This is a genomic window from Roseiarcus sp. (assembly GCF_052145395.1).
Classification (GTDB): domain Bacteria; phylum Pseudomonadota; class Alphaproteobacteria; order Rhizobiales; family Beijerinckiaceae; genus Roseiarcus.
The window spans coordinates 1-8,259 of record NZ_JBKQOT010000551.1 but is presented as its reverse complement, the minus strand read 5'-3'; the positions used below and the strand labels follow the sequence as shown (position 1 = coordinate 8,259).

The following is an 8,259-nucleotide window of genomic DNA, read 5'->3' as shown; positions in this document are numbered from 1 at the left end:
CGAGTGCAGTTCGATGGGTGTGTGGGCGCTGTCAGTTTCCGTCAGCAGCAAATCCAGACGCTGGCGGCGTCAGGAAATAAGGCTCGACCGGTCCGGTGAGCTTGATGAGCAGCAAATTGCCCTTTCGGTCGCGGGTCTTGCCGGCCGGGGCGCGAATCCAGCCCTCGCTGACGCAATACTCCTCGACGTCGCGGCGTTCGGCGCCCCGAAACCGGATGCCGACTCCGCGCGCCAGCGCCGCCTCGTCATAAAACGGGCTCGCCGGATCGACGCTGAGCCGATCGGGAAGGGAATCGGTCGCCGGGGCCGGCTCTGTCATGGCCACGTCCGTCGAATCGCTCCAGCGCCGCGGGACATCCGGCGCCGGGGCGGTCAGCGGGAAAAGGTCAGCCGGCGAGGGTTTTGACGCGCTTCGTCAGGCGCGAAATCTTCCGCGAGGCCGCGTTCTTGTGCACGATTCCCTTCTGCGCGGCGCGCGCGAGCTTCGGCTCGGCCGCGTGTAGCGCCTCGGCCGCCGCCTTCGGGTCCTTGGCGGCAAGCGCCTCCTCGACCTTGCGGACATAGGTGCGCATCTCGCTGCGGCGCGACTTGTTGACCGCGGTGCGGCGGATGGTCTGGCGTGCGGCTTTCTGGGCCGACTTGGTATTGGCCATAAACTCGGTTCCCTCGGGAGCGCGTCGGCGCAAAATGAATCGGGCCGGGCGAGCGCCCAGCCTGGATCGCGGGCTTATATGCTTCTCGCCCGTCCGGCGTCAACCGCCGAACGAGAAAGACCACGCCCGCGCCATGAGGCCGCCCGGCGCGGACATCAGCTTCGCCGCCATGGCGCAGCTCATGACGACGATCAGCGGCCGCACCAGCCGCGCTCCGGCCCGGAGCGCCGCATGCGCCCCGACCCGGGCGCCGAGAAACGCGCCCGCGCCCATGGCAAGGCCCGCGGGGACCAGGATGTGGCCGGACGCGGCGTAGACGGCGAGCGAGCCGATATTGCTCCCGAAATTGGCGAAGCGCGCCCCGGCCATCGCCCGGGTGAGGCCGAGGCCGCCGAGCACGACGAGCGCGACCATGTAGAAGGAGCCCGCCCCCGGTCCGAACACCCCGTCGTAGAAGCCGATCGCCGGAGCGAGCGTCGCGGCGAAGCCGCCGAGCGAGAGCCGCGCGGGACGCCGGGCCTCGCTGAGGGGTGGCGCGAAGGCGAAATAGAATGCCACCGCGATGAGGACGACCGGCAGGGCCTCGGCAAGGGCCGCGCGCGGCGCCCAAGGCAGGGCGAGCGCGCCGAGCGCTGCGCCTGAGGCCGCCGTGAGCGCGGCCGGCGCCATCGCCGCCTCGATCTTGCCGGCGCGCCAGAAGGAAAGCGTCGCCGAGCCGGAGCCGAAGGTTGAGGCGAGCTTGTTGGTCGCGACCGCCGCCACCGGATCGAGGCCGGCGAGCGCCAACGCCGGAAGCGTGAGGAGTCCGCCTCCGCCGGCGATCGCGTCGACGAATCCCGACGCGAAGCCGACGATTGCGAGCGTCGCCAGTACCAGCGGCGTCATGCGCGCCTGTCGAACGCGGCGGGCCGTCTCACGCTTGCGGGACGGCTTGCGTCGCGCCGCGGAAGGCGAAACACGCGGGACGCTTCTCGGCGAAGGCGGCGCGACCTTCAGCGAAGTCCGGCCCGAGCGCGGCCTGCTCGGCGAGCGCGCGGAACGCCGGCGTTTCGACGATCAGCCCGGCCGCGATGGCGTCGACCGCCCGCTTGCCGCCGCGGATCGAGGCCTGACTGAGCCCGGCGAGGCCGCGCGCGTAGCCGAGCACCGTGTCGAGCAGCGCCGTCTCGATCCGCCGATCGATCAGGCCGATCGCCAGCGCCTCGTCGGTCTCGATTCGCCGTCCGGTGAACAAGAGGTCCTTCGCCCGCGCCGATCCGACGAGTTCGACGAGGCGGCGGGTCTCGGCATGGCCGTAAACGAGGCCGAGCCTGGCCGGCGTGATCGCGAGATAGGCGTCCGCAGCGCAAAAGCGGAGGTCGCAGGCGATCGCCAGGGCGATTCCGCCGCCGACCACATTGCCCCGCAGGACCGCTATCGTCGGTCGGTCGATCTCCATCAGCGCCCTCAGGCCGTCCTGGATGGAGTCCCCGTAGTCGCGCGCGGCGGCGGCGTCCTTGTAGACCTCGTCGAACTCGGAAATGTCGGCGCCGGCGCTGAAGTGGCCGCCCGCGCCTTCCACCAGTACGACGAGCGCCTCGGGCTGCGCCTCGATCGCGGTTTTGATCGCAGGAAGGGCGCGCCACATGGCGCGCGAGATGGCGTTGCGCCGCTCCGGCCGGTTCAGGACGATCCGGGCGAGCGGCGGCTCGAAGCTCAGGGAAATGTCGGTCATGGGGCTCTTCGACAGCGGGGAACGTGGGCCGCGTCCTTTCTGGAGCATTTGCCGGGTTGGAGCAAACGACGCCGTATCGTAGCGTGGCGCCAAAAGGCGGCGCGAAGCAAGCGCGAGGGACTGAAGCGGCATGAAGAGCAAAGACAATTATCCGCGCGATATGGTCGGCTACGGCCGCACGCCGCCGTTCGCCGATTGGCCGAACCGCGCGCGCGTGGCCGTGCAGTTCGTCATTAACTACGAGGAAGGGGGCGAGAACAACATTTTGCACGGCGACGCGGCTTCGGAGGCCTTTTTGTCCGAGATCGTCGGTGCCGCGCCCTGGCCCGGCATGCGCCACATGAACATGGAGTCGATCTACGAATACGGCTCGCGCGCCGGCTTCTGGCGCCTGCAACGGATGTTCACCGAACGGTCGGTTCCCGTCACCGTCTACGCCGTCGCCACCGCGATGGCCCGCAATCCCGAGGCGGTCGCGGCGATGAACGAAGCCAAGTGGGAGATCGCGACCCATGGCCTCAAGTGGATCGACTATCGCGATGCGCCTGCCGAATTGGAAGCCCAGCACATCGCCGAGGCGATCCGCATCCACACCGAGGTCGCGGGCGAGCGTCCGTTCGGCTTCTACCAGGGGCGCTCGTCGGTGAACACGATCCGCCTCGGCATGGAGGAGGGCGGCTTCGTCTATTGCGCCGACGTCTATTCCGACGACCTGCCCTACTGGATCGAGGGCCCGCGCGGACCGCAGCTCTTGACGCCCTATACGCTCGATTCGAACGACATGCGCTTCGCCACGCCGCAGGGCTTCAATTGCGGCGACCAGTTCTACACGTATCTCAAGGACTCGTTCGACACCCTCTACGCCGAGGGCGACGTCGCGCCGAAGATGCTGTCGGTGGGCCTGCACTGCCGGCTCGTCGGCCGTCCGGGCCGGGCGGCGTCGCTCGCGCGGTTCCTCGACTACGTGCTCGCCCACGACAAGGCCTGGGTTCCGACCCGGCTCGACATCGCGCGCCACTGGATCAGAAAGCACGCCCCGCCGGGCGGCTGGAAGCCGACCGAGCTGACCCGGACGCTGTTCGTCGAGCGGTTCGGCGGCGTCTACGAGCACTCCCCCTGGATCGCGGCGGCGGCTCATGACGCGGGACTGCCCGCGGACGCCGACACAGGCGAGGGACTCGCCCGCGCGATGGCGGCGGCGGCCGCGAGAGGGACCGACAATGAGAAGCGCGCGCTGATCCTCGCCCACCCCGACCTCGCCGGGCGTCTCGCGCAGGCCAAAGTTTTGACCGCCGAATCGATAGGGGAACAGGCGAGCGCGGGGCTCGACCGGCTGAGCCCCGACGAACTCATGAAGTTCACCGAACTCAACGACGCCTATCGCGCGCGCTTCGCCTTCCCGTTCATCATGGCGGTCAAGGGGAAGAGCAAGGCCGAGATCCTCGCGGCGTTCGAGCAGCGGCTCAATAACGACGCCGACGCTGAGACCCGGACCGCGCTCGCCGAGATCGACCGCATCGCCGCGCTGCGCCTTCAGGATATTCTGCCGTGAACGGCGGTAAGCGCGTCATCCGCGGCCGCGTCCTCACGTTCACCGACGACCCGGCCGAGGCCGGCGCCTCGGCCCGCCGTACCTTCGAGGACGGGGCGGTCCTCGTCGAAGACGGGCGCATCGCGGCGGTCGGAGAGGCGCGCGACGTTCTCGTCCGCGCGCCCGAAGGCGCGGCCGTGGACGACCATTCGGACGCGATCGTCATGCCGGGGCTCATCGACGTCCACATCCACTATCCCCAGACCCAGGTGATCGCCTCGTACGGCGCGCAACTGCTCGACTGGCTGCACAACTACACCTTCGTCGAGGAGCAGCGATTCGCCGACCCTTCCCATTGCGAGCGCGTCGCCGAGTTCTTTCTCAATGAGCTCTTCCGCAACGGCACGACGACAGCGCTCGTCTATTGCACCGTCTATCCGCAGTCGGCGGAGGCGTTCTTCGCCGCCGCCGAGCGGGTCGACGCGCGCATGATCGCCGGCAAGGCGATGCTCGACCGCAACGCGCCGAAGGCGCTGCTCGACACCGTTCAGACAAGCTATGACGACAGCAAGGCGCTGATTGAAAAGTGGCGCGGCCGCGGACGGCTCGACTATGCGGTGACGCCGCGCTTCGCCATCACCTCGACTCCCGCCCAGCTCGACGCGGCGGGGGCCTTGATGAAGGAATTTCCCGGCGTCTACATGCAGTCGCACGTGGACGAGAACACCGACGAGATCGAGTTCGTCCGTCAGCTCTTTCCGGAGGCGAAGAACTATCTCGACGTCTACCGCCGGGCGGGCCTGCTCGGGCCGCGGTCGGTGTTCGGACACTGCATCCACATGACCGAGGACGAGGTCGGCGCGATGGCCGAAACCGGGTCGGTCGCCGCCTTCTGCCCCACCTCGAACCTGTTCCTCGGCTCCGGACTGTTCGACCGGTCGCGCCTCGCCGGCGCCGGCGTGCGAATCGGGCTCGCCACCGACGTCGGCGGCGGCACCAGCTACTCGATGCTTCGGACGGCCGCCGAGGGCTACAAGGTCCTGCAGCTCAATGGCCAGTCCTGGCCGGCCGCGGCGGCGCTCTACCAGATGACGCTCGGCAACGCGCGGGCGCTGGGTCTTGACCACGCAATCGGCTCGATCGAGGTCGGCAAGGACGCCGATCTCGTCGTGCTCGATTCGCGCGCGACGCCCGCCATGGCGCACCGGATGGAGACCGTGGAGGACCTCGACAAGGAGCTGTTCGTGCTCGTCACCCTCGGCGACGACCGCGCTGTCCGGCAGACTTACGTGGCCGGGGAGCCGCGAAAGGCGTGAACCTTCGCGAGGCGTTCGCCAGTGTCGCGCAGTCCTGGCGGCGACTCAGGTTTTTCAGCGGTTTGAGCGCACAAAACTGTCCCTTTTTCAACGCGGAGCCGACTGGGCTTGCGCGCCGGAGACGCCTCGACACTTCCTTCCTTTCGATTTCGCGGCGACGGTATTGGGCAACCTCGGTATAATTGTTATCAGAATCATATTGGCACAGATTTCCGAAAATATCAAAATTTTTGTTTGTGTGGCCGCTCGCCGCGCGTGATGAGCGCGGGGTCCGTAACGACTCCCTTGGGGGGCGGTAGTCTTCGAAACTACGACCCCATCCTCTGATGCGCCTTGAAGCGACGGCGGTGCGCTGCCTGTTTTGCCCGGTTGCCGCAAATCGCCATGCTGCACCAGCGCCGCGCATGCCCCCGCGTATGGTCGGCGAAAAGGAGCGTGCAGGCCGGCCCCTCGCAAGCCTTCACGTGCGAAAAGTCCTCCGTGCACACGAACTGAGCCACCGCCTCTGCGACGGGGAGCAAGAGCGCGTCAAGGTTGCGCCAGCGACGCTGGACCTCAAGTCGGAAGGGCCATTGACCCGCTGGAGGAACGGCGATGCGGCTGAAGGTTTCGTCGCGCTCGAGCACGCGGTTGAGCGGGGCCAGCTCAGCCAGAGTCTCGGCTGTCAGAGGGCGGCCTTTGTGCTGGCCGACGAAGCCCCTGAACCATTCCCGCAGGCTCCGCGCCTGGTCCGCAAGCTTGTCAAGCTCGCCCGGAAGCGCGCGCGCCCTCATGTCCCGAAGAACTTCGCCCGGGACCAGGTGGGCTTGCTCGAGCCAGCTCAGATAGCCTTCGCCATCATCAAGCCAATCGACGGGGGTATCGAGTGGCGTCGCGATTGAATTGAGGAAATCCAGGCCGGGCGCGCCGCCGACAAAGATCGCAGGCGGGCGGTGGTCCATCGTCCTGACTCTCTTCTGGGTGGTCGGGCCGCTCGCTGGCCCACCACCAATTCCGATAACCGGTCAAGCGCCGCTTGCCAAGTTATTCCCGCGGTGGATAACCTTCTTCTGGCCTGTCATCTGGTTACGTGTATCTGAGATTAAGCGAGCGGGAGACTACGCCGACCGATTTCCGATCACTTCCGCGATGGGACCTCTGTCGACGTTACCCGGGAGATCGTCATGGAAATGCATCAGGTTCGCTATTTCCTCGCGGTGGCCGAGGAGCTTAATTTTACCCGCGCAAGCGAGCAGTGCAATGTGACGCAACCGTCGCTGTCGCGCGCTATCAAGCTTCTCGAGGAGGAGCTTGGCGGGCTGCTGTTTCGCCGCGAGCGCGACTCGACACGCCTCACGGATCTTGGCCTCATGGCCCGTCCATACCTTCAATCGGTTTACGACCAGTCGAGGTTGGTCAAGCGCCTGTCTCGAGAGTTCGCGAAAAAATGGCCGCTCAAACTGGGGATCATGAGCACGATCTCGCCGGACGAGATCGTCGATCTCATCGCGAATATCCGCACCCGCCACCCCGAGGTCGAGCTGAAACTTTGCGATGCGAACGCGAAGGACCTGCGCGGGCGGCTTTTGGCTGGCGATCTCGAGGTCGCCATCTACGCCCTACCAGGCGAGGAGCCCGACGAGCGTATTCACTCGATTCCCCTGTTTCGCGAGCGGATGGTTCTCGCCGTTCACCGCGGCCACCGTCTCGTCAAAACGGGGGCGTTCCCCGTTCAGGCGATGAATGGCGAAACTTACATCCATCGCGTGAACTGCGAGTTCGCCGGTTACGCCGACGGGGTACTCCGCGAGAAAGGAGTCACCTGCAACCCCGTCTATTGGAGCGAGCGCGACGACTGGACCCTGGCTATGGTCGCAGCCGGGTTGGGGTTTGCGTTCATGCCGGCAAACGCGGTCAAACACCCCGGCGTGATTGGTCTGCCGGTCGTCCAGCCCGAGTTTTGGCGACAGGTAGGCCTGGTGAGCGTCAGAGGCCGTCGTTATTCGCCGGGTGTCGGCTCGCTTGTGCGCGAAGCGATGCGGAAGACCTGGTTTGGAAAGCGGCCGGAGCGGGTGATGGATTCCGCGGGCGCGCTGGTGGGCGATGGCGAGGCGGCTGCGTAGGCCGCTCGAACCGAATGTACGATGGGTTCCGTCACAAAAGGCAGGTGTCGCCCGCGTTGTCGCCGATGTGAGGATCATGGTCCTGGCGCCTTGGGTGGTAACGCCGCCCTCGCTGCAGCTCAAGCCCTCCCAGGCCGGTCAAGCGCCGGACAATCGCCCCTGGCGCGACGGCTGTGCTCTATAGACGGCGGCTATCGAATCGATCGCCAATCGGCATTTCACTTCGACAACCGTCCCTGCGCCTAATTGGTTGGCGCCCATCGCCACGAAGCCGCAGGAGACGACGTCAATGATTCAACGAGCGCCGCTGTTTCGCTCGCCGCGCCCGCACAACGGCGCTGGTCTCCGCGACGCTGCACGAGACTTCCTCCGCCGGTTCGCGACCCCGTTGGTGAAACACCGATAGGAGGCCGGCGTGCGCGCAGCGGTCGTCTTGTTGATTTCGACGGTCGTCGATTTTCGGCGAAAGGTGACGGCGGACGTCGAAGGCGTCATCCGATCGTCACTCCCCCGAGTTCGACGGGCGTTTTCGCACTCGGAAGCCAAAGAGGCCTTCTATCGCCACCGTCTGCCAGTCCGCATCACGCACTGGATCAACGCTCTCTGCATCGTTTTCCTGCTCGGAAGCGGACTGAACATATTCAATGCACATCCAAGACTGTATTGGGGAATGTACGGCGCGGACGCCGACAGGCCTTTCTTCTCCATCGGTTCTGAAGACGGTTCAGGCGGCACGCGTGGGTACGCCCAACTGGAGCATTGGCGCATTGACACCACCGGCGTCCTAGGCTGGTCGAAATCCGACGGTGAATACGATGCGCGCGCGTGGCCGGACTGGATCACCATCCCGAGTTTTTAGAGTCTGTCCGGGATCATGCGTAGCTGCGGCATAGCCTTCTGACCATGAGGCGGATGGAGGCCATCATCAGAAAGGCGCGGGCCT

Annotated in this window: 8 protein-coding genes and 1 pseudogene; 4 read left to right on the top strand and 5 right to left on the bottom strand. The window is 66.4% G+C overall.

What is annotated here, in order from left to right:
* Positions 1 to 31: 31 nt before the first annotated feature.
* The 4 genes from ACLP25_RS18990 to ACLP25_RS18975 all read right to left on the bottom strand — a co-directional run bounded on the left by ACLP25_RS18990 (position 32) and on the right by ACLP25_RS18975 (position 2,367).
* The gene (locus ACLP25_RS18990; RefSeq protein ID WP_442470725.1) at positions 32 to 319 is read right to left on the bottom strand and encodes a DUF3297 family protein; all 288 of its coding nucleotides are present in this window, start codon (positions 317 to 319) and stop codon (positions 32 to 34) included.
* 67 nt (positions 320 to 386) lie between these two features.
* Positions 387 to 653 carry a 30S ribosomal protein S20 gene (gene rpsT / locus ACLP25_RS18985; protein ID WP_442470724.1) on the bottom strand — a complete coding sequence of 89 codons (267 nt, stop codon included), beginning with the start codon at positions 651 to 653 and terminating at the stop codon, positions 387 to 389.
* Between the two features lie 99 nt (positions 654 to 752).
* Complete coding sequence (locus ACLP25_RS18980) at positions 753 to 1,538, bottom strand: TSUP family transporter (protein WP_442470723.1); 786 nt, start codon at positions 1,536 to 1,538, stop codon at positions 753 to 755.
* Positions 1,539 to 1,566: 28 nt separating this feature from the next.
* Positions 1,567 to 2,367: an enoyl-CoA hydratase/isomerase family protein gene (locus tag ACLP25_RS18975; RefSeq protein ID WP_442470722.1), complete on the bottom strand. Its 801-nt coding sequence runs from the start codon at positions 2,365 to 2,367 to the stop codon at positions 1,567 to 1,569.
* 130 nt (positions 2,368 to 2,497) lie between these two features.
* Here ACLP25_RS18975 and puuE point away from each other — a divergent pair, with 130 nt between their 5' ends.
* Both puuE and guaD read left to right on the top strand, forming a co-directional pair.
* Complete coding sequence (puuE, locus tag ACLP25_RS18970) at positions 2,498 to 3,919, top strand: allantoinase PuuE (RefSeq protein WP_442470721.1); 1,422 nt, start codon at positions 2,498 to 2,500, stop codon at positions 3,917 to 3,919.
* Positions 3,916 to 5,214, top strand: a complete 1,299-nt coding sequence (gene guaD / locus ACLP25_RS18965) for a guanine deaminase (RefSeq protein ID WP_442470720.1) — start codon at positions 3,916 to 3,918, stop codon at positions 5,212 to 5,214. Before puuE ends, guaD begins: the two co-directional genes overlap by 4 nt.
* A 308-nt stretch (positions 5,215 to 5,522) precedes the next feature.
* Here the strand turns inward: guaD and ACLP25_RS18960 are convergent, their stop codons facing one another.
* Entirely contained in the window at positions 5,523 to 6,155 is a 633-nt protein-coding gene (locus ACLP25_RS18960; protein WP_442470719.1) for a CGNR zinc finger domain-containing protein, read from the bottom strand.
* Positions 6,156 to 6,377: 222 nt separating this feature from the next.
* Between ACLP25_RS18960 and ACLP25_RS18955 the strand changes: the two genes are divergently transcribed.
* Together ACLP25_RS18955 and ACLP25_RS18950 are read left to right on the top strand one after the other, a co-directional pair.
* Positions 6,378 to 7,316 (top strand): LysR family transcriptional regulator, encoded by a 939-nt coding sequence (locus tag ACLP25_RS18955; protein ID WP_442470718.1) that lies wholly within the window; start codon positions 6,378 to 6,380, stop codon positions 7,314 to 7,316.
* A 568-nt stretch (positions 7,317 to 7,884) separates the two neighbouring features.
* Positions 7,885 to 8,017, top strand: a pseudogene (locus ACLP25_RS18950) (cytochrome b/b6 domain-containing protein); the annotation flags it as partial.
* Positions 8,018 to 8,259 lie beyond the last annotated feature (242 nt).

Excerpts from the sequence above, each read along its gene's own strand:
- ACLP25_RS18990 (WP_442470725.1), bottom strand. The coding sequence starts at position 319 with ATGACAGAGCCGGCCCCGGCGACCGATTCCCTTCCCGATCGGCTCAGC.
- rpsT (WP_442470724.1), bottom strand. The coding sequence starts at position 653 with ATGGCCAATACCAAGTCGGCCCAGAAAGCCGCACGCCAGACCATCCGC.
- ACLP25_RS18980 (WP_442470723.1), bottom strand. The coding sequence starts at position 1,538 with ATGACGCCGCTGGTACTGGCGACGCTCGCAATCGTCGGCTTCGCGTCG.
- ACLP25_RS18975 (WP_442470722.1), bottom strand. The coding sequence starts at position 2,367 with ATGACCGACATTTCCCTGAGCTTCGAGCCGCCGCTCGCCCGGATCGTC.
- puuE (WP_442470721.1), top strand. The coding sequence starts at position 2,498 with ATGAAGAGCAAAGACAATTATCCGCGCGATATGGTCGGCTACGGCCGC.
- ACLP25_RS18960 (WP_442470719.1), bottom strand. The coding sequence starts at position 6,155 with ATGGACCACCGCCCGCCTGCGATCTTTGTCGGCGGCGCGCCCGGCCTG.
- ACLP25_RS18955 (WP_442470718.1), top strand. The coding sequence starts at position 6,378 with ATGGAAATGCATCAGGTTCGCTATTTCCTCGCGGTGGCCGAGGAGCTT.